Raw genomic sequence first — 21,687 nt, forward strand, 5'->3', positions numbered from 1 at the left:
TCAGCCCTCCGTCGGGTAGCGCACGCCGATGATCGCGCGCACGTCGTCGAGGGTCTTCATGATGGCGACGGTCTCGTCGAGGGGGAGGATGCCGCTGTCGAGCGATCCGTCGAGGACGTACCGCTCGGCGGCCAGGGCCTGGTACTGCATCCCGCGCCCGTCGATCTTCGCGTCGTAGGACTCGAGCACCGAGCCGTCGGGGGCGACGACCCGGAACGACGTCTGGTTGTACCAGACGCGGTCGATGTCGATGCGCGCCTCGGTCCCGATCACGTGCGCCGTGTTGGGGCCCGCCGAGTGGGCGGCCGACAGCGTCGTCGCGATCGCGCCGGAGGCGTACGTGAAGATCGTCGCGACTTCGGCGTCGGCGCCCGTCTCGCCGAGCACCGCTGCGGCCGAGACCGAGGCCGGCTCGCCCAGGACGTCCCACGCGAAGGAGACGGGATAGATGCCGAGGTCGAGGAGGGCACCTCCGCCGAGCTCGAGGGCGTTGAGGCGGTGGCCCGGATCGCGGGAGATCTTCTGCGTATGGTCGGCCGTCACGGCGCGGATGTCGCCGAGAGTGCCCTCGTCGATGATCTCGCGCACGCGGACCATCATCGGCAGGTACCGCGTCCACATCGCCTCCATCGCCAGGAGGCCCTTCGCGCGGGCGACGTCGCGGACGCGCGCCGCTTCCTCCGCGTTGATCGTGAACGGCTTCTCGACGAGCACGTGCTTGCCGGCTTCGAGCGCGAGGACCGCCTGCTCGGCATGGAACGGATGCGGCGTCGCGATGTACACGATGTCGACCTCAGGGTCGGCGACGAGCTTCTCGTACGAGTCGTGCACGTGCGGCACGTCAAACTCGGCGGCGAAGGCGCTCGCCGTGTCGGCGCTGCGGGATCCCACGGCGACGAGGTCGAGTCCTGCGGTCCGCAGGTCGCTCGCGAAGGCTCGGGCGATGCCACCGGGGCCGAGGATGCCCCATCGAAGTCCAGTCATCCTCCGAGGCTAGCGCCGACGTAGGCTCGTCGGGTGACATCGCCCGTCGATCGCTTCCGCGAGCTCCTGCGCATTCCGACCGTCTCGCACGCCGACGAGGCGGAGGTCGACTGGGTGCGGTTCTCGGAGTTCCGCGCGGCGCTCGAGCGCCTCTACCCGCACACGCACCGCGTGCTCGAGCGCGAGCTCGTCGACGGCCACTCGCTGCTCTACCGCTGGAAGGGGAAGGACGGGGCGTCCCCGCTCGTGCTGATGGCCCACCAGGACGTCGTGCCGATCGTCGAATCGGAATGGGAGCACCCGCCGTTCGAGGCGCTCATCGTGGGCGAGGGGACGGATGCCGCGATCCACGCGCGCGGCGCGATCGACGACAAGGGCTCGCTCGTCGCGATCCTCGAGGCCGTCGAAGCGCTCGCCGCCGAGGGCTTCGAGCCCGCGCACGACGTCTACCTGGCCTTCGGGCACAACGAGGAGACCGCCGGCGGCGGAGCGCGGGCGATGGTGGACGCGCTGAGGAGCCGCGGCATCCGCCCGTCCCTCGTGCTCGACGAGGGCGGCGCGGTCGTCGACGGCGTCATCCCGGGGGTCGCGGTGCCCACCGCCATGGTCGGCGTCGCCGAGCGCGGGGTCATGACGCTGTGGCTCACGGCGCGCGAAGGCGGCGGTCACGCGTCGACGCCGCCGGCCGTGCCCGCGACGGCGCGGCTCGCGCGCGCGATCGACCGACTGCACCGGCATCCGTTCCCCCGCCGCATCGCGGCGCCCGTCCGGGCCATGCTCACCACGATCGCGCCCCACGCGCCGCAGCCGCTGCGCGCCGTCTTCCAGAACCTGGCGCTCACCGGCCCGCTGCTCACGGCCGTCTTCGCGAAGCTCGGCCCGGAGATAAACGCGATCGTGCGCACGACAGCCGTCGCGACGCAGCTGTCCGGCGCGCCCGGCGAGAACGTGCTCGCGACGACTGCCAAGGCCGCCGTCAACATCCGGCTGCTGACGGGCGACTCGGTCGCATCGGCGACCGATCGAGCGCGCCGCGTCATCGCGGATCCCGAGATCGAGCTCGAGGTGCGGCACGGCTCGGACCCGTCGCCGGTGTCGCCGTGGAAGGGCGAGGCGTGGCGGCGGATCGCCACCGCGGTGTCGTCGTCGCTGGGCGACGACGTCGTCACGACCCCCTACCTGCAGCTCGGGGCGAGCGACAGCCGCTACTTCACCGCGATCTCGGACCACGTCTACCGCTTCACGCCGTTCCACCTCACGCGCGCCGAGCGCGACGCGCTGCACTCGCACAACGAGCGCATCCGCGTCGACGTGTGGCTGCGCGGAATCGGCTTCTACCGGACGCTGCTCTCGGCAAGCTGACGCGCAGGGCTCTCGGCGAGCTGACGCGCAGGGCTCTCGGCGAGCTGACGCGCGGGGCTCTCGGCGAGCTGACGCGCGGGCGTCGAATCGAACCCGGGCCCCCGCCTACGCGGTCGGCGTCAGGGTGACCTTGCCGTCCGCCCCGGCCTCGACGGCCGCGTGCGCTTCGGCGGCGTCGGCCAGCGCGTACGACGCGCCGAGCTCGATCGAGAAGCGTCCGACCGCCAGCAGCGCGAGCGTGACGGGGACGGCCTCCGCGCGCCAGGCGAGCTCCTGCGCCGTCAGGGGCTTCGGTCCGCCGCCGGAGAAGGCGCGGATGCCGAAGCCCGCGGCATCCCGCCCACGCACGAGAGTCGCGATCCGCGCCTTGTCGGCCACGAGTTCGAGCGAGGTGTGGATGGCCTCGTCGGTGCCGGCGGCATCGACGGCGACGGTCACACCCTGCGGCGCGGCGGCGCGCACGCGGTCGGCGAGTCCGTCGCCGTAGGGCACGGCGATCGCACCGAGCTCGCGGACGCGATCCGCACGCCGCTCGGACGTCGTCGCGACGACTGTCGCACCCCAGAGGACGGCGAACTGGATCGCCGCTTGGCCGACCGAGCCCGAACCGCCGTGCAGCAGCACCGTGTCGCCGCTGCCCACGTCGAGCGAGCGCAGCACCTGGTATGCCGTGCCGATCGGGATGCCCAGGGCCGCGCCCTGCGCGGACGTCACGCCCGGAAGAAGGGGATGCACCCTGTCCGCCGCGATGGCGATGTCGGTCGCGTACGCGCCCGAGGCGCCGGAGAATGCGACCGCGTCACCGGCGCGGAAGCCGTCGACGCCCTCGCCGACGGCGGTCACGACACCGGCGCCGTCCGCCCCCACGCGTCGCGGCGCCGTGATGGGGTCGGATGCGCGCAGGCCCTTGCGGAGCTTCGCATCGATCGGATTGACGCCCGCCGCCTCGACGCGGATCGCCACTTCGCCGGTGCCGGGGACGGGGGCGGGGATCTCGGTCAGGTGCAGGACCTCGGGTCCGCCGAACTCGGTGTAGACGATCGCTTGAGCCATGCTGACGAAAGTACCGCGCGCGTGTCGGCTATTCCCGCAGCGCCTTCTGGATGCGCTGGAGCGAGACGGGCTCGGCCGTGCCGAGGGTCTGCGCGAAGAGGCTGATGCGGTACTCCTCGAGCAGCCATCGGGTGTGGACGAGGGATGCCGGGGCTCCCGCCGCGACCGGGATGACTCCTCCCGCGTCGGCGTACAGCGCCGCGGCGCGCTCGAACTCCGTCATCCTCTGGCGATCGCGGCCGGGGTTGTCGGCGAGGAGCCGCGTGCGGTCGAGCGCGCCCCGCAGATACCGGGGGAGCTGCGCCAGGCGCGCCGTACCCGTGCGCGCGACGAACCCCGGGTGCACGAGCCCCGCGACCTGTCCCTTGATGTCGTTGAGCGCACCGAGCAGTGTGAGCGAGTTCTGATCCCGCACGGCGCGCTCGACGTCGCGCGCAGCGGTGAGGATGCGCGCGCACAGCGAGACGGTCCGGAACAGCTCGTCCACGACGACGGCCGACAGCGCGTCGCGCGCGGCGTCGAAGTCCGCGCGCGTGCGGATGCCGCGGGGGACCGTGCGCGCGATGACGTCGTCCGCGACGGCGACGCGGGCGTCCTCGACGAGCGCCCGCGCCGAGGGGTACGGCGAGGCGGCGAGTGCGAGCTTCTCGGGAGCCGTGAGGTGGTCGAGCACGTAGGCGGAGGGGGATGGCACGGCGAGGAGCACGAGACGGCGCGCACCCGCGAGCGTGGCGGACGCCGCGGCATCCGGTGTCGCCTCGATCCGCACGGCCACCGTGGACCCCTCGTCGACGATCGCGGGATAGCCGCGCACGATGCCGCCGGCGACGCGCGAGTCGACGACCTCGGGGAGATCGCCGAACGACCAGTCGGTGAGTCCCGACCGCTCCGCGAATCCGGCGTCGGCCGTCGGGCGGGGGGAGACGTCCGCGGGGCCGCGTCTCGGCTCCCGGCGGTCGGTCAGCGAGCGCGAGACGGCGGTCCGCGACCGGTCTGCGAGCTTCGCCTGGAGGGCCGCGAGATCTCGTCCCGACCCGATCGCCCGGCCGCGCTCGTCGACGGCGCGGAACGACACGAGCAGATGCCCGGGCACGCGTTCGAGCTCGAAGTCCGCTGCCGACACCCGCTGATGGGCGACGCGCTGGATGCGCGCGGCGAGCGCGTCGAGCAGCGATGAGGGCGGGAGCCCATCGTGCGACTCGGGACCCTGGCCCACGAGCTCTTCCGCGAGCGTCGCGGCCCAATCCGCCGCCGGCACGACGTGGCGACGGATCGCCTTGGGAAGCGAGCGCAGGAGGGCCGTGATGAGCTCGTCGCGCATGCCGGGCACCTGCCAGTCGAAGCCGTCTGGGCGCAGCTGCGCGAGCAGAGCGACGGGCACGACGGCGGTGACGCCGTCATCGGGCGCGCCCGGCTCGAAGCGGTAGGCGAGCGACAGCACCTGGTCGCCCTGGGTCCATCGCGCGGGGAAGTCGCGCTCGTCGCCGCGCGACGCCTCGTCGACGAGGTCGGCCTCCGACATGTCGAGCAGGCGCGGGGTCTTGGCCGCGGCATCCTTCCACCACGTCTCGAACGACCGCAGATCGAAGACGTCCCGCGGGATGCGCGCGTCGTAGAACCGGTACACGGCCTCGTCGCCGACGAGGATGTCGCGGCGGCGCTCGCGCTCCTCGACCTTCTCGAGACGGCGGCGGAGCTCGAGATTGCGCCGTTCGAACGCCGTCACGCGCTTGTCGAGATGCGAGACGTCCCACTCGCCCTCGACCAGCGCGTGTCGCACGAACAGCTCGCGCGCGAAGGGGCGGTCGAAGCGCGCGAGCTGCACGCGACGGCGGGGCACGATGTCGACGCCGAAGAGCGTGATCTTCTCGTAGACGGATGCCGCGCCCGATGACTTGGACCAGTGCGGCTCGCTGAGCGAGCGCTTCGCGAGGTCGCCTGCCAGGGGCTCCGCCCACGCCGGGTCGATGATCGCGACCGTGCGGGCGAACAGGCGACTCGTCTCGACGAGCTCGGCGGCCATGACGGCGGTCGGGCGCTTCTTCTTGAGCGCGGAACCGGGGAAGATCGAGAACCGCGCGCCGCGCGCGCCGAGGTACTCCGCCGCGGGAGGGCGCTTCGGGTCGCGCTTCGCGGTCGATCGCTCGTCGAGGATGCCGATGTGAGAGAGCAGGCCCGACAGGATCGCCTTGTGGATCGCGTCGGGATCCGCGGTGCCGTCGTCGTGCTTCGGGCGACCGAGCAGCTGCGAGAGCTGGCGGTGCACATCGGTCCATTCCCGCACGCGCACGTAGTTGAGGTGCTCGGCGCGGCAGAGCCGCCGGAACGCGCTCGAACCGAGCTCGCCCTGCTGCTCCTGCAGATGGTTCCAGAGATTCAGGATGCCGAGGAAGTCGCTCGTCGGGTCGGCGAAGCGCGCGTGCAGGCGATCCGCCGCCTCGCGGCCCTTCGGGTCGTCGGCGGAGGGGCGCTCCCGTACGTCCTGGATCGACATCCCGGCGATGATCGCGAGGACGTCTCGCAGGACGCCCGTGCGCCGGGCCTCGACGAGCATCCGTGCGAAACGGGGGTCGATCGGCAGACGGGCGATCTCGCGCCCGAGGTCGGTCAGCCTCGAGCCGTCGACGGCGCCCAGTTCGACGAGCAGGTCGAACGCCGCCTTCACACCGCGCGAGTCGGGCTTGGTGAGGAACGGGAACTCCGCGATCTCGCCGAACCCGAGCGACAGCATCTGCAGGATCACGGCGGCCAGGCTCGTGCGCAGGATCTCCGGCTCGGTGAACTCCGGTCGGCCGGCGAAGTCCTCTTCGGAGTACAGGCGGATGGCGATGCCGTCGCTCGTGCGGCCCGCGCGCCCCGAGCGCTGCTGCGCCGATGCCTGCGACACCGGTTCGATCGGCAGCTGCTGGATCTTGGTGCGGTTGCTGTAGCGGGAGATGCGCGCGGTGCCGGTGTCGACGACGTAGCGGATGCCCGGCACGGTCAGGCTCGTCTCGGCGACGTTCGTGGCGAGGATGACGCGCCGTCGCACGCCCGGGACGCTCGATCGCTCGAAGACGCGGTGCTGCTCGGCGGCGCTCAGCCGCCCGTAGAGCGGCAGGACCTCGGTGGGTGCGGCATCCTTCGCGTACATGCCGCGCACGGCATCCGCGGCATCCCGGATCTCGGCCTCGCCCGGAAGGAAGACGAGCACGTCGCCCGCGGGCTCGCGATCGAGCTCGCGCAGGGCGGCGGTGATGCCGTCGACGTCGTCGGTGTCGTCGACCCGCGCGCCGCGTCTCGCCTCGCCGTCGCCCTGGTCGACGACCGACGAGCGGTAGCGGATCTCGACGGGGTAGGTGCGCCCCGACACCTCGACGATCGGCGCCGGCCGGCCGTCGCGGTCCGAGAAGTGCTGCGCGAAGCTCTCGGGGTCGATCGTCGCGCTCGTGATGATGAGCTTGAGGTCGGGACGCTTCGGCAGGATGCGGTGGAGGTACCCGAGGAGGAAGTCGACGTTGAGCGATCGCTCATGGGCCTCGTCGACGATGATCGTGTCGTAGCGACGCAGGAGCCGGTCGCGGTGGATCTCGTTGAGGAGGATGCCGTCGGTCATGAGCGCGACCCGCGTATCGGCGGACACCTTGTCGGTGAAGCGCACCTTGTAGCCGACGGCCGAGCCGAGCGGCACCTGGACCTCTTCCGCGATGCGCTCGGCGATCGTGCGCGCCGCGATGCGGCGCGGCTGCGTGTGCGCGATGCTCGTGCGACCGAGCTCGAGGCAGATCTTCGGAAGCTGCGTCGTCTTGCCCGACCCCGTCGCGCCCGCGACGATCACGACCTGGTGATGCGCGATCGCGTCGGCGATCTCGTCGCGCGCGGCGCTGACGGGCAGCTCCGGCGGGTACGAGATGACGGGTTCGATCGCAGACATAGCCTTCGATCGTATCCCGCCGCGCCCCCGGGAGGCGGCGGGTTCTAGGCTTGACGCATGGCAGAGCACCACGCAGACCACCGGGCGGACGTCAAGGCGGAGCACCTCTCCGACGTTCCGCGCATCGCCCTCAACTCCGGCTACGACATCCCGCAGCTCGGCTACGGCGTCTTCAAGGTGCCGCCCGCCGATACCGAGAGGGTCGTGACCGAAGCTCTCGAGCTCGGCTACCGCCACATCGACACGGCCGCCATCTACGGCAACGAGGAGGGCGTGGGCCGCGCGATCGCGGCGAGCGGCATCCCGCGTCACGAGCTCTTCATCACCACCAAGGTGTGGAACGACCGGCAGGCCGAGGTGGCGACGGCGCTCGAAGAGAGCCTGACCAAGCTGCAGCTCGAGTTCGTCGATCTGTACCTCATCCACTGGCCCGCTCCCGCGAACGACCAGTTCGTCAACGCGTGGAAGCAGCTCATCGCGCTCGGCGACACGGCATCCATCCGCTCCATCGGCGTCTCGAACTTCCTCGTCGAGCATCTCGAGCGGCTCGAGGCCGAGACGGGGAAGCTGCCCGCGGTCAACCAGATCGAGCTGCACCCCGCGTACCAGCAGCGCGACATCGTCGAGTGGTGCACCGACAAGGGCGTGCACATCGAGGCATGGGGCCCTCTCGGACAGGGCAAGTACGACCTCTTCGGCACCCCCGCCGTGCACGACGCCGCAGCCGCGCACCGCAAGACCCCGGCCCAGGCGGTGCTGCGCTGGCACATCCAGAAGGGCAACATCGTGTTCCCGAAGTCGGTCAACCGCGATCGACTGAAGGAGAACCTCGAGATCTTCGACTTCACGCTGTCGGACGCCGAGATGGCCGCCATAGACGCGCTCGACCCGGGCGACGGTTCCGGTCGTGTGAGCGCACACCCCACCGAAGTGAACTGACGCGTATGACGCCCCGTGTCGGTTCACCGGCGCGGGGCCGGGCAGCGCGCCTAGCCTCGGAGCATGGCCACCACACCGCTGCGCGTCGTCGGAGTCTCGGGCTCTCTCCATGAGCCGAGCAAGACGACGGCCCTCGTGCGAGAGCTCATCGACGAGGTCGCCGGCCGCACCGAGGTCGATGCCCGTCTCATCGAGCTGACGGCTCTCGGTCCCGGCTTCGCGGGCGCCCTGCGCCGCGAAGACGCGGGACCGGAGGTCGAGGATGCGCTGCAGGCGATCGAGTCGGCGGATCTGCTCATCGCCGCGAGCCCCGTCTACCGGGCGTCGTTCACCGGCCTGTTCAAGCACCTCTTCGACTTCGTCGGCCAGTACGCACTCGTCGGCACGCCCGTGATCCTGGCGGCGACCGGCGGCGGCGAGCGCCACGCGCTCATCCTCGAGCACCAGCTGCGTCCGCTGTTCGGCTTCTTCCAGGCGCTGACGCTCCCCGTCGGCGTGTACGCGTCCGACACCGACTTCACCGCCGGCGTCCTGACCTCCGAAGCCGTGCGCGCCCGCATCGACCAGGCCGTCTCGCGGTCGCTCCCGCTCGTCGAGCAGGCATCCGCGGTCCGGTCGTCGGAGTACGTCGCGACCTGGTAGGCCGTAGCGTGGGACGCGTGAACGAGCGTCTCGCGGCATCCTCGAGTCCGTACCTGCGCGCTCACGCGGGCAACCCCGTCGCGTGGTTCGCGTGGGGTGCCGAGGCGTTCGCCGAAGCACGGCGGCGCGACGTGCCCGTGCTCGTCTCGATCGGCTACTCGACGTGCCACTGGTGCCACGTCATGGCGCGCGAGTCGTTCGCCGACGCCGCGACCGCCGCCGAGATCGACGCCGGCTTCGTCGCGATCAAGGTCGACCGGGAGGAGCATCCCGAGGTGGACGCCGCGTACCTCGCAGCGGCGGCCGCGTTCACTCCGAGCCTGGGCTGGCCGCTCACGGTCTTCACGACACCGGAAGGGCGCCCGTTCTTCGCGGGCACGTACTTCCCGCCCGAGCCGCGCGGCGGCATCCCCGCCTTCCGGCAGGTGCTCGCGGCCGTGCGCGAGGCGTGGACCGAGCGCCGCGACCAGGTCGACGGCACGGGGGCGGCGATCCTCGACGCGCTCGCCGAGGTGCGGGCCGCGGCATCCCCGGTCCGCACGATCCCCACCCCCGACGAGCTCGCGACCGCTGCCGCTGCCATCGCCGACCGCGAGGATCGCGAATTCGGGGGCTTCGGCGCGACGGACGGGCCGAAGTTCCCCGTTGCGACGGCGCTCCGCTTCCTGCAGACGAGCGTCGCCGGCGACGCATCGCTCGTCGCACGGCGGGCGCTCGCGGCGATGGCCGCCTCGGAGCTGCGCGACCCGGTCGAGGGCGGCTTCTTCCGCTACGCGACGCGCCGGGACTGGACCGTGCCGCACTACGAGCGGATGCTGACCGACAACGCGCAGCTTCTCGAGGTCGCCGTCGCCGAGGCCGACGAGGAGTCGGCCCGCGGAATCGCAGGGTTCCTCATAGAGGTGCTCCAGCAGCCGTCGGGTGGATTCGGTGCGGCGCAGGACTCGGAGTCGTGGATCGACGGTGAGCGCAGTGAAGGCGGCTACTACCGAAGGCGCGATCGCGAGGGCTTGGAGCCGCCCGCTGTCGACGCCAAGATCGTCACCGGGTGGAATGGCCTCGCGATCGGAGCGCTCGCGCGTGCCGGCGTGCGGCTCGGCGCACCCGGCTGGATCGAGTCGGCGCGCTGGGCGGCGGATGCCGTGATCGAAGCGAACACGACGGGCGACGGCGTCCTCGTGCGCGCATCGCTCGACGAGATCCCCTCGCGTGCCGTCGCGACGCTGGCCGACTACGGCCAGTTCGCGGGAGGGCTGGTGGCGCTGGCCGTCGCGACCGGCGAGGTCGCCTATGCCGCCCGAGCGCGCGAACTCGTCGACGCCTGCACGGACGAGGGTCCGCCGGGAGGCGGCGATCCCGTCCTCGCGGCGCAGGGCGTCGGTGCGCCCGATGCCGCATCCGACGGTGACGAGCCCTCGGGTCCGGCGGCTCTCGCCGACGCCGCCCTGGCGCTGTGGAGACTGGGTGCAGGAGAGCCGTACCGGGCCCGCGCGGAACGGCTCGTGGCCGCGCACACGGCGGGCGCACTCGCACAGCCGTTCGCGCACGGAGCGCTGCTGCGGACCGCGGCGCAGCTCATCACCCCGCCGCGCCAGGTCGTCGTGATCGCGACCGACCGGGACGATCCTCTCGCCCGGACCGCCGTCGGCCTCGACGCCGACGTCGTCGTCGTGGCGACCCCCGCGCAGGCGGACGCGTGGTCGGATCGGGGCTTCGAGCTCTTCGCGCTCAAGACCATGCACGGCGATCTCGCGGTGGCGTACGACTGCCGGGACTTCGCCTGCCGCCTGCCGACGACGGATCCGCAGGTGCTGGCGGCTGCGCGCGCCACGGCCTGAAGCCACGGAGACGGCGGCCGGGAGTACGCAAGTCCCGGCCTTCCCATACTGCCTGCGCCGCCGGGGGCGCGGTCGCCTGTCCGTCCCTTCCTACCGTCGATCCGAGAAGACGACGAAGGGAAGAAGTCATGCAGGGGGATCGGATCGGAGGCATCCGGCGATGGATGCTGCGCGTGATCGGGGCGGTGATGGCAGCGGCGATCGTGTCGGTCGGCGCCGTCGTCATGGGGCCGCAGGGTGCGCAGGCCGCGATGCAGGGGCCGGGATACGGCAGCTGGCCGGGCAGCGAGATCGGCTGGGAGGGCGCGTTCGTCGCGCCGGACGGCTCGCTCGTCTACTGCATCGTCCCGGGTGCGGCGAATCCGACGGGCGCCACGACATCGGCGGGATTCCACTCCGTCATCGGCTCGCTGAGCCCGTTCGGACACGCCGTCATCACGGCGGACATCGCTGCCAAGATCAATCGAATCGTCACTCTCAACGGCCAGACGTCGAACAACGCCGTCGCGTCGGGTGTGTCGTTCGCGGTGAAGCACCTCGCGAATCCGGGCGCGCTGTATCGCTCCAGCGGATGGAACGGCACCGTGGATCTCGAGGGCTTCATCAACTACAAGCTCGTCGGACTGGTCGGCCCGGCGGTCGTCGCGGAGGTCCAGGGTCACGCACGGTATCTGGTGAACTCCGTCGCGGGGGTCACGGCCGGCAACTCCAGCGGCAGCGGCGCGCTGGCGTTCACGACCGATCCCGCGAACGACTTCCTCGGCACCGTGCGGATGAACGGGACGGCCGCGACGGGGACGGTCACCCTCACGAACGGCGTCTTCGCCGCGAACGGCAGCGCCTCCCTCGCCGGAATGCGACAGGGTGTCGCGTACCCCGTGCGAGGCGTGCCGCCGACCTCCGACGGGTCCGGCTATCGCATCAGCGGCTCCGGGACCTTCGGCGCGGGCTACGCGGCGCAGCTCCACCTGTGGGAGACGCCGGGCCAGCAGGCCACCGTCGGCCCGGGCGGCGGCGGCACCTTCACCGCGAAGGGCGCCGACGCGGCGCCGCGATCGACGTCTTTCGCGCCGTACATCACCACGCAGGTCGAGCAGCGCTACAGCCCCGGTGGCGCTTTCGTCGACCACGTGACCTTCGCGACGTCCAAGAACGAGTGGCCGCGATCCCAGGACGGCTCGTACGCCGTCGTCGAGGCATCCGCCGTCGTCTATCGCACGGCGCAGCAGCCCGCGTCCGCGACGCCGGACGTTCCTGCCGACGCCGAGCCGGTGGGCGCCCTCACCCTCACGAGCGACCCCGCGATCGGGCCGGCGCAGCCCTACCGCGTCGCGTCGGACTGGGAGCTGCCCGGCCCCGGCCACTACACGGCTGTGTGGACGATCGACGGCGCCGACCAGGCCGCGTCGACGGTCGCACTGCTGGACGGCGGGGCGGCGTTTCACCGGCAGGAGCTCTTCGGTGAGAAGACGCAGATGACGATGGTGCCGAACATCACGTCCGAAGCCCAGAAGATCGCCCAGGTCGGGGGTGCGGCGACCGACGCCGTCATCGTCGCGGACGTCCTGCCGCTGGGCGGCGCCGACATCTCCACCGCGCTCTACCGCGTGCCGGACGGCACCGAGGTCGTCGGCGCGTGCATCGCCGACAACCTCGTGTGGGGGAGCGACGCGATGCGCATCGACGCCGTCGGCCGCTACATCTTCACGGCGCCCTCGGTGCCCGCGTTCGGCGAGTACGCGTGGCAGCACCGCGCGTTCGACGTCGATGGAGCCGAGATCATGACGAGCGAGTGCGGCATCGCGAGCGAGCTCACGAGCGCCCCCGCGCCGACGGTGGATTCGCGGGCACCCGAGACGATCGTCCTCGGCGAGCTCGTCCACGACGTCGCGATCGTCTCGGGACCCGTGCCTGCGATCGGCGAGACGTTCGTCACGTTCGAGCTGTACGAGGCGCTGCCCGGCGTCGAGCCGATCGGGTCGTGCACGGCTGACACGCTCGTCGGCGACACCTCGACCGAGCCCGTCGCGGTCGCGGCGGCCGGCGAGTACGTCTCGCCCGGCATCCGTCCGGTGTCCGCAGGCGCTCACTACAGCATCGAGTACCTCTGGTGGCGGGCGGATGCCTCGGCGGAGGCGATCCTGCTCGATCAGGGCGAGTGCGGACTCGCGCACGAGACGACGATCGTCGAGGTGCCCAGCGTTCCCGAGAAGCCCGGGATCCCGGAGTTGCCGCTCACCGGCGGGGACGGCATCGGGTCGATCTGGGCCATGATCGGTGCGGGCCTGCTGCTCGCAGCCGGCGCGATCGTGATCCGCCGGGCCAGGGTCTGACCTCAGACCGCCGCGAGCCCCTCGAAGCCGTCCTCGGCGGAGGAGGTGTCGACCTCGACGCCGAACACCGTCTCGAGGGCGGCTTCGAACTCGCGCAGGCGTCCGTCGGCTGCCGCTTCGCGTGCGCGGACGGACGGGGTGTGCGACAGCACGCCGGCGAGATGACGCAGGGATGCCTCGGTCCGCGCGTCGCCGCCGCGGGCGCGCACGCGGTCGAGCTCGGCATCCAGCGCCGACTGGATGTGTGCGCGCAGCGCGACGATGGCGGGTGCGGCATCCCGCTCCGCGGTGAACACGGCGGCGGCCGAGCCGACCACTTCGTGCAGGCCGGGGCCGAGTTCGGGGAGGGATGCGTGGCGACCGATGAGCTCGAGGTCAAGCAGCTCGACACCCGGGACGTCGGCCACGCGAGGGTCGACGTTGCGGGGCAGGCCGAGGTCGATGATCAGGCGCCGAGCGGTGTCGGGGATGTCGTCGGGGGTCACGGTGTACCGCGCCGTGCAGGTCATGACGATGTCGGCGTCGCCGATCGCCTCGCGCAGGTCGCGCTGCGGACGGATGCCGTACTTCGCGGCGAACTGCTCGGCGCGGCCCGTCGACGAGTAGACGCGGACGTCGCCGGCGCCCCGTGCGCGGAGGGCCGCGATCGTGGTCGCCGCATACTGACCCGTGCCGACGAGCAGCACGCGGACGGTGGCCCAGTCGGTCACGCGCGAGTCCGCGAGGTCGAGGGCGATCCGCGCGAGCGAGCGACCCGCCGCGGCGACGTCCGCCTTCGCGCGGACCGAGCGCGTCGCATGCGCCGCGCGCTGGAAGACCCGCTCCAGCTCGGTGCTCGTCGTGCCGACCTCGCGCGCCGCGACGAGCGCGCGCTGCACCTGGCCGCTGATCTCCTCTTCGCCCACCACCATCGACTCGAGGCCCGAGCTCACGGCGAAGAGATGGCGCACGACGTCATCGCCGGCGAGGCTCACCGCCGATGCGCGCAGCGCGTCGGCGTCGTCGCCCGCGGGACCCCGCAGGACATCGAGGACGGCTTCTCGCGCGAGAGCCGCACCGCCGGTGAGAGGCTCGTCGATCTCGAGGTAGGCCTCGAAGCGGTTGCAGGTCGCCAGCACGACGGCTCCGCGGACGAAGGAGTGAGTGTTCGTGAGGTCTGCGGCGGTCGACGTCGCGACCCGCGAGATGCGGTCGAGAACGTCGAACTCGGTGTTGCGATGATTCGCCGTCAGACAGAACAGCACCCGCCGAGTCTACCCGGAGCCTCCGAGGGCGGTCGCCGGGTGCGCCGCGCGTCGTAGCCTGGTGGAGTGCTTCCCGACGTGATCGCCCTGCCCGAGACCCACCCGCTGCGCGACGGTCGGACGACCTCCGCACCCCTCGTGCGCGCCGCGACGGGAGAGCGGCAGAGCTCGCCGCCCGTCTGGTTCATGCGGCAGGCCGGGCGTTCGCTGCCCGAGTACCGTGCGAGCCGGGCCGGGACCGAGATGCTGGACTCCTGCCTGACGCCCGAGCTCGCGTCCGAGATCACGCTGCAGCCGGTGCGCCGGCACGGTGTGGATGCCGCGGTCTTCTTCAGCGACATCGTCGTCCCGGTCCTGCTGGCGGGCGTCGACGTGCGCATCGTGGCCGGTCGAGGCCCCGTGATCGACAGCCCGATCCGCACCGCTTCCGATGTCCTGGCGCTGCGCCCGATGGATCCGGACGCGCTCGCCCCGATCACCGAGGCGGTCGCGCTCACGGTGGCCGAGCTCGGCCCGACGCCGCTCATCGGCTTCGGCGGAGCCCCGTACACGCTCGCGAGCTACCTCATCGAGGGCGGCCCGTCGAAGGAGCAGCTGCGGGCTCGTGCCCTCATGCGCACGGATCCGCAGACCTGGGCGACGCTGCTCAACTGGTGTGCCGACGTCACGGGCGCGTTCCTCAAAGCCCAGGTGCTCGCCGGGGCGAGCGTCGTGCAGCTCTTCGACTCGTGGGCGGGCTCGCTGTCCCGCGACGACTACATCCGCCGCGTCGCGCCGCACTCGCGCCGCGCGTTCGATCACCTGCGCGGACTCGACGTGCCCCGCATCCACTTCGGTCTCGGAATGGGCGACATGCTCGATGCCGCGGCCACCGTCGGTGCGGATGTGGTCGGGGTCGACTGGCGCCTGCCGCTCGACGAGGCAAGCCGACGGCTCGGCGGAACCAAGCCGCTGCAGGGCAACATCGATCCCGCCCTCCTCGGCGCGCCGTGGCGCGTTCTCGAGAAGCACGTTCTCGACGTCGTCGCGCGCGGCGCGGAGGCGCCCGCGCACATCCTGAACCTCGGTCACGGCGTGCCGCCCGAGACCGACCCCGATGCCCTGACGCGCATCGTCGAGCTCGTGCATGGCCTCTGACGCGATCGTCGTCGGCGGGGGCGTCGCGGGTCTGGTCGCGGCGCGTCGCCTCGCGCTCGGCGGCGCGCGGGTCGTGCTGCTCGAACGTGCCGACCACCTCGGCGGCCAGGTCGTGCCGCTGCCGATCGCGGGAATCGAGCTCGACGCGGCCGCGGAGTCCTATGCGACCCGCGGAGGAGCGGTCGCGGCCCTCGCGCAGGAGCTCGGGCTCGGCGCGGATCTCGTCGTCCCCTCGCGGGCGTCCGCGTGGCTGCACCGCGCCGACGGCACCGCGGTTCCGCTCCCCGCGACCGGCGTGCTCGGCATCCCGGGGCATCCCCTCGCCGCCGACGTCGTCCGCGCCATCGGCCGTCGTGGCGCACTGCGCGCGTGGGCGGACCGCCTGCTGCCGGCGCGGGTGGGGCGCGATGCCGCCTCCCTCGACGATCTCGTGCGCACCCGCATGGGCGCGGGCGTCGCCGAGGGGCTCGTCGCTCCGATCGTGCGCGGCGTGCACTCGAAGGAGCCCCGCGATCTTCCCGTCGACACCGCGTCTCCGCGCCTGCGGTCGGAGCTCGCGGCCCGAGGCTCCCTCGCCGGCGCCGTGCGCGCGCTCCACGCCCAGGCTCCCGCCGGGTCGCAGGTGGGCGGCCTGCGTGGCGGCATGCATCGGCTCGTGACGGCGCTCGTGCAGGATGCCGGCCGGCTCGGGGTCGACATCCGCACGGGAGTCGATGTCGGACCGATGCGGCCCGACGGGGTCGTCGCCGACGGGGAGCGCATCGACGGCGCTGTCGTCCGCGCCTTCGCGGAGCCCGCCCGCGATCAGCGCCGACTCACCCTCGTGACGCTCGTGGTCGACGCGCCGGCGCTCGACGCGGTGCCGCGCGGCACGGGGCTGCTCGTCGCCGCCGGGGCGCCCGGCGTCAGGGCGCGCGCCCTCACCCATCTCAGCGCGAAGTGGGCCTGGATCGCCGAGGCGCTGCCGGATCGGCACGCCGTCCGTCTGTCGTACGACGGCGATCCCCGGGATCCGGTGGAGCAGGCGACGAAGGATGCCGAAGCCCTTCTCGGCGTCCGTGTCGGCGCGGTCCTCGATTCGGCCGTGCGCACGTGGGCCCGCGGGGTGCGTCCATACGGCGACGACGTCGCCGAGGTCGGAGAGGGCGCATCCGGAACGGGGCTCGCCGCGGTCGTCGCGCACGCCGAACGGATCGCCGCCGGGCTGCTCGAGACGCCCTGAGTTCGCCTCGACCTCGAGATCCGGGGGAGGATGGAGGGGTGACTTCCGCGACAGATCATTTCACCCTGTTCGCCGTGCTCCGGCGCGACCCGCACGCCGTCGCATCCGACGGCCCGTCGCTCGCCGACGCGGCAGCCCGCGTCGAGAGCCTGCGGGGCGTCTACGACGTCTCGGGCCTGCGCGCCGACGCCGACCTGCTGCTGTGGCTCACGGGTCACACGGCCGAGGGGCTGCAGGCCGACCTCCGCTCCCTGCGACGCAGCGCCGAGCTCGCGCCCCTCCTTCCGACGTGGAACGCCCTCGGCGTCCACCGCGACGCGGAGTTCAGCCGCGACCACGCGCCCGCCTTCTCGCAGGGACTCGGCCCGAAGGGCTGGGTGACGGTGTACCCGTTCGTGCGCAGCTACGAGTGGTACATCCTGCCCGCCGCCGAGCGCGGCGCGATGCTCGCCGACCACGGCCTGAAGGGTCGCGAGTACCCGCAGGTGCAGTCGAACACCGTCGCGAGCTTCGCGCTCGGCGACTACGAGTGGCTGCTCGCACTCGAAGCCGACGACCCGGTCGATCTCGTCGACCTCATGAGGCACCTGCGCGCGACCGAGGCCCGTCGCCATGTGCGAGAAGAGGTCCCGTTCTTCACGGGCCGGCTCATCGGCTTCGACGAGGTCGCGGAGGTGCTCTCGTGACCGCCGTGCGCGCCGCCACGCCGGCTGCCGCTGACGGCCCCGAGCACGTCGAGACCCCGGTCGCCTACGACGCGATCCTGCTCGCGAGCTTCGGCGGACCCGAAGGACAGGATGACGTCATCCCGTTCCTTCGGAACGTCACCCGCGGCCGCGGCATCCCGGAGGAACGACTCGAGGAGGTCGCGCACCACTACCGCGCCTTCGGGGGCGTGAGTCCCATCAACGACCAGAACCGCGAGCTCAAGGCCGCCCTCGAGGCGGAGCTCGCCGCGCGCGACATCGATCTGCCCGTCCTGTGGGGCAACCGCAACTGGGACCCGTACCTCTCGGACGCCCTGCGCGAAGCGAACGAGCGCGGCTACACCAAGCTCCTCGCGATCGGCACGAGCGCCTACTCGTCGTACTCGAGCTGCCGTCAGTACCGCGAGGACTACGCGATGGCGCTCGCCGAGACGGGCCTCGAAGGCGTCATCGAGATCGACAAGGTGCGCCAGTTCTTCGACCACCCGGGCTTCGTGCAGCCGTTCATCGACGGAGTGAACGCGGGGCTCGCGGAGGTCGCGGAGGCCTCGAAGGTGCATGTGCTGTTCGCGACGCACTCCGTGCCGACCGACGACGCCGTGCGCTCGGGTCCCCGCGATCGGGACTTCGGCGAGGGCGGTGCGTATTCCGCGCAGCACCTCGCCGTCGCCGAGGTCATCATGAGCGACCACCCCGGCATCGGGTGGGACCTCGTGTACCAGTCGCGCTCGGGTCCGCCCACCCAGCCCTGGCTGGAGCCGGACATCAACGACCGCATCGAGGAGCTCGCGGCCGAGGGCGTCACCGGCCTGGTCATCGTCCCGCTCGGCTTCATCTCCGACCACATGGAGGTCAAGTGGGACCTCGACACCGAGGCCCTCGAGACCGCCCAAGAGAACGGCATGCTCGCCGTCCGGGTGCCGACCCCCGGCGTCCACGCGGCGTTCGTGAGCGGACTGGTCGACCTCGTCCTCGAGCGCCGTGACGGCGTGCCCACCGCCGAGCGCCCGGCCCTGACGCCGCTCGGACCGTGGTTCGACGTGTGCCGGCCGGGATGCTGCGAGAACATCCGTCTCGGCTTCAAGCCCGCCGTCGCCGGGCTCGCGCCATGACCCTCAGGATCGGCACGCGCGGCAGCGCCCTCGCGCTCGCGCAGGCCGGAACGGTGGCTGCGGCACTCGACGGCGAGCTCGTCGTCATCTCCTCCGAGGGCGACACCTCGACGGCGTCGCTCGCGTCGCTGGGCGGCACGGGCGTCTTCGCGAAGGCCCTGCGCGACGCGCTGCTCGCGGGTGAGGTGGATGCCGTCGTCCACTCGTACAAGGATCTCCCCGTCGCTCCCGAGCCCGGACTCTCCATCGCGGCCGTGCCGAAGCGCGCGGACGCCCGCGACGCGCTGTGCGCCCGCGACGGGTTCACGCTCGACACGCTGCCCGAGGGGGCCCGCGTGGGCACCGGCTCGCCGCGTCGTCGTGCGCAGCTCGCCGCGAAGCGCCCGGACCTCGAGCTGGTCGACATCCGCGGGAACGTCGACACCCGCCTCGGTCGCCTCGCCCTCGACGCGACCGACGAGCGCGCGCTCGACGCGGTCGTGCTCGCCGCCGCCGGGCTGGAGCGCCTCGGACGCCTGGGCGCGGCGACCGAGATCCTCGGCATCGACGGCTGGCCGACCGCACCGGCGCAGGGCGCCCTCGCCGTCGAGACCCGCAGCGGAGACGAGCGCCTCGCGAAGCGCATCGACCACAGGCTCTCGCGTCTCGCGGCCGACGCCGAGCGCGGAGTGCTCGCCCGACTCGAGGCCGGCTGCGCCGCGCCGATCGGCGCGCACGCCTTCGTCGACGACGGGATGCTGTTCCTGTCGGCGCGCGTGTACCGACCCGACGGCGGCGCGCGGGTCACGAGCTCCCACGCGGCCTACCTCGACGACACGACCGCCGACGAGATGGCGGCGCGCGTCGCCGACGAGCTGCTCGCCTCGGGGGCCGCCGAGCTCGCCCCGCTCGGAGCATCCGAATGAACCTGCCGATCCGCCCTCGCCGCCTGCGCGCGACTCCCGCCTGGCGTCGCCTGACGAGCGAGAGCCGCGTGAGCCCCGCGCAGCTCGTGCTCCCGATCTTCGTGCGCGAAGGGGTCGCCGAGCCGATTCCGATCTCGTCGATGCCGGGCGTGGTGCAGCACTCCCTCGATTCGCTCAAGGCAGGGCTGCACCGCGCGGCCGCCGCGGGCGTCGGGGGAGTCATGCTGTTCGGCGTGCCCGAGCACAAGGACGCCGATGGCTCCGGCGCGACCGATGCCGACGGCATCCTGAACGTCGCGACCCGCGTCGCCGTGGCCGAGGTCGGCGACGCGCTCGTCGTCCAGACCGATCTGTGCCTCGACGAGTTCACCGATCACGGCCATTGCGGCGTGCTCGACGCGAACGGCGCGGTGGACAACGACGCGACCCTCGTGCGCTACCGCGACATGGCGCTCGCGCAGGCCGACGCGGGGTCTCAGCTCCTGGGGCTCTCGGGCATGATGGACGGCCAGGTCGCGGCCGTGCGTTCCGCCCTCGACGACGCGGGGCGCGGCGATCTCGCGATCCTCGCCTACGCCGCGAAGTACGCCTCGGCCTTCTACGGCCCGTTCCGCGAAGCGGTGCAGTCGTCGCTGCAGGGCGATCGCCGCACGTATCAGCTCGATCCCGCGAACCGCCGCGAGGGGGCGCGCGAGGTCGAGCTCGACCTCGCCGAGGGCGCCGACATCGTGATGGTAAAGCCCGCCATGAGCTACCTCGACGTCCTCGCCGACACGGCGGCGATGTCGCCCGTGCCTGTGTGGGCGTATCAGGTGTCGGGCGAGTACGCGATGATCGAGGCCGCCGCGGCTCACGGCTGGATCGACCGCGAACGCGCGATCGACGAGTCGCTCACGAGCATCGTGCGCGCGGGGGCCGACGCCGTGCTCACCTACTGGGCCGTCGAGGCCGCCGAAAGGGCCGCGCGCTCATGACCACGAACGACGAAGCAGCAGCCCGCGCCCGGAACGTCATCCCCGGCGGAGTCAACTCCCCGGTGCGGGCGTTCGGATCGGTCGGCGGCACCCCGCTCTCGATCGTCTCGGCCAAGGGCGCGACCGTCCGCGACGTCGAGGGGAACGAGTACGTCGACCTCGTCGCATCCTGGGGTCCGGCGCTGCTCGGCCACGCGCATCCCGAGGTCGTCTCGGCGGTGCAGGATGCCGCATCCCGCGGCCTCTCGTACGGTGCGTCGACGCCGGCCGAGAGCGAGCTCGCCGAGGCCGTCATCGCACGTCTGACGGTCGAGGGTGTGCGCGGGATCGAGCGCCTCCGGCTCGTCTCGACCGGCACCGAGGCGACCATGACGGCGATCCGCATCGCGCGCGGCGCGACGGGGCGCGACATCCTCATCAAGTTCGCGGGTCACTACCACGGCCACTCCGACGGCCTGCTCGCCGAGTCGGGGTCGGGCGTCGCGACGCTGGGTCTGCCGGGCTCCGCCGGCGTCCCCGCCGAGATCGCCGCGCTCACGCTCGTGCTGCCGTACAACGATCGCGAGGCCGTGCGCGCGGCGTTCGCGGCGCATCAGGGCCGCATCGCCGCGATCATCACAGAGGCCGCGGGCGCCAACGCCGGCATCCTCGCTCCCGAGCCCGGCTTCAACGCCTTCCTCGCCGAGACGGCGCACGCGCACGGCGCGCTGCTCATCCTCGACGAGGTGCTCACGGGGTTCCGCGTGGGTCCCGCGGGCTGGTGGGGCCTCGAGCGCACCGGGGGAGCGGGATGGACGCCCGACCTCGTGACGTTCGGCAAGGTCATCGGCGGGGGCATGCCGCTGGCCGCGATCGGCGGTCGGCGCGATCTCATGGAGCTGCTCGCACCCCTCGGGCCCGTCTATCAGGCCGGCACGCTGAGCGGCAATCCGCTCGCCGTCGCCGCCGGCGTCGCGACCCTTCGGCTCGCGGACGACGAGGTCTACGCGAGGGTGGATGCCGCGGCATCCATCGTCTCGTCAGCCCTGGACGACGCGCTCTCGGCCGCCGGCGTCGCGCACGTCGTCTCGCACGCCGGGAGTCTGTTCTCGGTTGCCTTCCGCGCGCAGCCGATCCGCGATTACGACGACGCCCGGGCTCAGGAGTCGTGGCGGTACGCGCCGTTCTTCCACTCGATGCTCGACCAGGGCGTCTCGCTGCCGCCGAGCGTCTTCGAGGCGTGGTTCCTCACCGCCGCGCACGACGATGCGGCGATCGACCGCGTCCTCGCGGCGCTCCCCGCCGCCGCGCGTGCCGCGGCATCCGCCACGGCACCGGCGTGA

The 21,687-nt window shown here is 72.4% G+C and carries 16 protein-coding genes; 12 read left to right on the forward strand and 4 right to left on the reverse strand.

From position 1 onward, the window contains the following. Positions 1 to 984, reverse strand: a complete 984-nt coding sequence (locus tag ACTIFV_RS07465; RefSeq protein WP_439592141.1) for a Gfo/Idh/MocA family protein — start codon at positions 982 to 984, stop codon at positions 1 to 3. A 33-nt stretch (positions 985 to 1,017) separates the two neighbouring features. Here ACTIFV_RS07465 and ACTIFV_RS07470 point away from each other — a divergent pair, with 33 nt between their 5' ends. Then, complete coding sequence (locus ACTIFV_RS07470; RefSeq protein WP_439592142.1) at positions 1,018 to 2,346, forward strand: M20/M25/M40 family metallo-hydrolase; 1,329 nt, start codon at positions 1,018 to 1,020, stop codon at positions 2,344 to 2,346. Between the two features lie 105 nt (positions 2,347 to 2,451). Here ACTIFV_RS07470 and ACTIFV_RS07475 read toward each other — a convergent pair whose 3' ends face one another. After that, positions 2,452 to 3,399 carry a quinone oxidoreductase family protein gene (locus tag ACTIFV_RS07475; RefSeq protein WP_439592143.1) on the reverse strand — a complete coding sequence of 316 codons (948 nt, stop codon included), beginning with the start codon at positions 3,397 to 3,399 and terminating at the stop codon, positions 2,452 to 2,454. A gap of 28 nt (positions 3,400 to 3,427) precedes the next feature. Next, positions 3,428 to 7,312, reverse strand: coding sequence for an ATP-dependent RNA helicase HrpA (gene hrpA, locus ACTIFV_RS07480; RefSeq protein WP_439592144.1), 3,885 nt, complete (start codon positions 7,310 to 7,312; stop codon positions 3,428 to 3,430). A gap of 57 nt (positions 7,313 to 7,369) precedes the next feature. Here hrpA and ACTIFV_RS07485 point away from each other — a divergent pair, with 57 nt between their 5' ends. The 4 genes from ACTIFV_RS07485 (at position 7,370) to ACTIFV_RS07500 (ending at position 13,064) form a co-directional block, all read left to right on the forward strand. After that, positions 7,370 to 8,251 (forward strand): aldo/keto reductase, encoded by an 882-nt coding sequence (locus ACTIFV_RS07485; protein WP_439592145.1) that lies wholly within the window; start codon positions 7,370 to 7,372, stop codon positions 8,249 to 8,251. 63 nt (positions 8,252 to 8,314) lie between these two features. Beyond that, complete coding sequence (gene msuE / locus ACTIFV_RS07490; RefSeq protein WP_439592146.1) at positions 8,315 to 8,893, forward strand: FMN reductase; 579 nt, start codon at positions 8,315 to 8,317, stop codon at positions 8,891 to 8,893. Positions 8,894 to 8,910: 17 nt separating this feature from the next. After that, positions 8,911 to 10,731, forward strand: a complete 1,821-nt coding sequence (locus ACTIFV_RS07495; RefSeq protein WP_439592147.1) for a thioredoxin domain-containing protein — start codon at positions 8,911 to 8,913, stop codon at positions 10,729 to 10,731. A gap of 128 nt (positions 10,732 to 10,859) precedes the next feature. Beyond that, the gene (locus ACTIFV_RS07500) at positions 10,860 to 13,064 is read left to right on the forward strand and encodes a hypothetical protein (RefSeq protein ID WP_439592148.1); all 2,205 of its coding nucleotides are present in this window, start codon (positions 10,860 to 10,862) and stop codon (positions 13,062 to 13,064) included. A gap of 2 nt (positions 13,065 to 13,066) precedes the next feature. Here ACTIFV_RS07500 and ACTIFV_RS07505 read toward each other — a convergent pair whose 3' ends face one another. Then, on the reverse strand, positions 13,067 to 14,308 hold the full coding sequence (locus tag ACTIFV_RS07505; RefSeq protein WP_439592149.1) for a glutamyl-tRNA reductase: 1,242 nt from the start codon (positions 14,306 to 14,308) through the stop codon (positions 13,067 to 13,069). Positions 14,309 to 14,374: 66 nt separating this feature from the next. Here ACTIFV_RS07505 and hemE point away from each other — a divergent pair, with 66 nt between their 5' ends. The 7 genes from hemE to hemL are packed head-to-tail and all read left to right on the forward strand — an operon-like array spanning position 14,375 to position 21,687. Beyond that, positions 14,375 to 15,445 carry a uroporphyrinogen decarboxylase gene (gene hemE / locus ACTIFV_RS07510; protein ID WP_439592150.1) on the forward strand — a complete coding sequence of 357 codons (1,071 nt, stop codon included), beginning with the start codon at positions 14,375 to 14,377 and terminating at the stop codon, positions 15,443 to 15,445. Then, a complete protein-coding gene (locus ACTIFV_RS07515) occupies positions 15,435 to 16,667 on the forward strand; it encodes a protoporphyrinogen/coproporphyrinogen oxidase (RefSeq protein ID WP_439592151.1) in 1,233 nt (410 codons plus the stop codon). Before hemE ends, ACTIFV_RS07515 begins: the two co-directional genes overlap by 11 nt. Positions 16,668 to 16,705: 38 nt before the next feature. Next, entirely contained in the window at positions 16,706 to 17,353 is a 648-nt protein-coding gene (gene hemQ / locus ACTIFV_RS07520) for a hydrogen peroxide-dependent heme synthase (protein WP_439592152.1), read from the forward strand. Beyond that, entirely contained in the window at positions 17,350 to 18,486 is a 1,137-nt protein-coding gene (locus tag ACTIFV_RS07525; RefSeq protein WP_439592153.1) for a ferrochelatase, read from the forward strand. Before hemQ ends, ACTIFV_RS07525 begins: the two co-directional genes overlap by 4 nt. Further along, positions 18,483 to 19,391: a hydroxymethylbilane synthase gene (gene hemC / locus ACTIFV_RS07530; RefSeq protein WP_439592154.1), complete on the forward strand. Its 909-nt coding sequence runs from the start codon at positions 18,483 to 18,485 to the stop codon at positions 19,389 to 19,391. The genes ACTIFV_RS07525 and hemC overlap by 4 nt, the downstream gene beginning before the upstream one ends. Beyond that, positions 19,388 to 20,365 (forward strand): porphobilinogen synthase, encoded by a 978-nt coding sequence (gene hemB / locus ACTIFV_RS07535; RefSeq protein WP_439592155.1) that lies wholly within the window; start codon positions 19,388 to 19,390, stop codon positions 20,363 to 20,365. The genes hemC and hemB overlap by 4 nt, the downstream gene beginning before the upstream one ends. Continuing rightward, complete coding sequence (gene hemL, locus ACTIFV_RS07540) at positions 20,362 to 21,687, forward strand: glutamate-1-semialdehyde 2,1-aminomutase (RefSeq protein ID WP_439592156.1); 1,326 nt, start codon at positions 20,362 to 20,364, stop codon at positions 21,685 to 21,687. Before hemB ends, hemL begins: the two co-directional genes overlap by 4 nt.

Origin of the sequence: Microbacterium sp. (genome assembly GCF_051860965.1) — a bacterium.
GTDB lineage: Bacteria > Actinomycetota > Actinomycetes > Actinomycetales > Microbacteriaceae > Microbacterium.

Coding starts and splice junctions, on each gene's coding strand:
- ACTIFV_RS07475 (WP_439592143.1), bottom strand. CDS start 3,399: ATGGCTCAAGCGATCGTCTACACCGAGTTCGGCGGACCCGAGGTCCTG.
- hrpA (WP_439592144.1), bottom strand. CDS start 7,312: ATGTCTGCGATCGAACCCGTCATCTCGTACCCGCCGGAGCTGCCCGTC.
- ACTIFV_RS07465 (WP_439592141.1), bottom strand. CDS start 984: ATGACTGGACTTCGATGGGGCATCCTCGGCCCCGGTGGCATCGCCCGA.
- hemB (WP_439592155.1), top strand. CDS start 19,388: ATGAACCTGCCGATCCGCCCTCGCCGCCTGCGCGCGACTCCCGCCTGG.
- ACTIFV_RS07485 (WP_439592145.1), top strand. CDS start 7,370: ATGGCAGAGCACCACGCAGACCACCGGGCGGACGTCAAGGCGGAGCAC.
- hemL (WP_439592156.1), top strand. CDS start 20,362: ATGACCACGAACGACGAAGCAGCAGCCCGCGCCCGGAACGTCATCCCC.
- ACTIFV_RS07515 (WP_439592151.1), top strand. CDS start 15,435: ATGGCCTCTGACGCGATCGTCGTCGGCGGGGGCGTCGCGGGTCTGGTC.
- ACTIFV_RS07500 (WP_439592148.1), top strand. CDS start 10,860: ATGCAGGGGGATCGGATCGGAGGCATCCGGCGATGGATGCTGCGCGTG.
- hemC (WP_439592154.1), top strand. CDS start 18,483: ATGACCCTCAGGATCGGCACGCGCGGCAGCGCCCTCGCGCTCGCGCAG.
- msuE (WP_439592146.1), top strand. CDS start 8,315: ATGGCCACCACACCGCTGCGCGTCGTCGGAGTCTCGGGCTCTCTCCAT.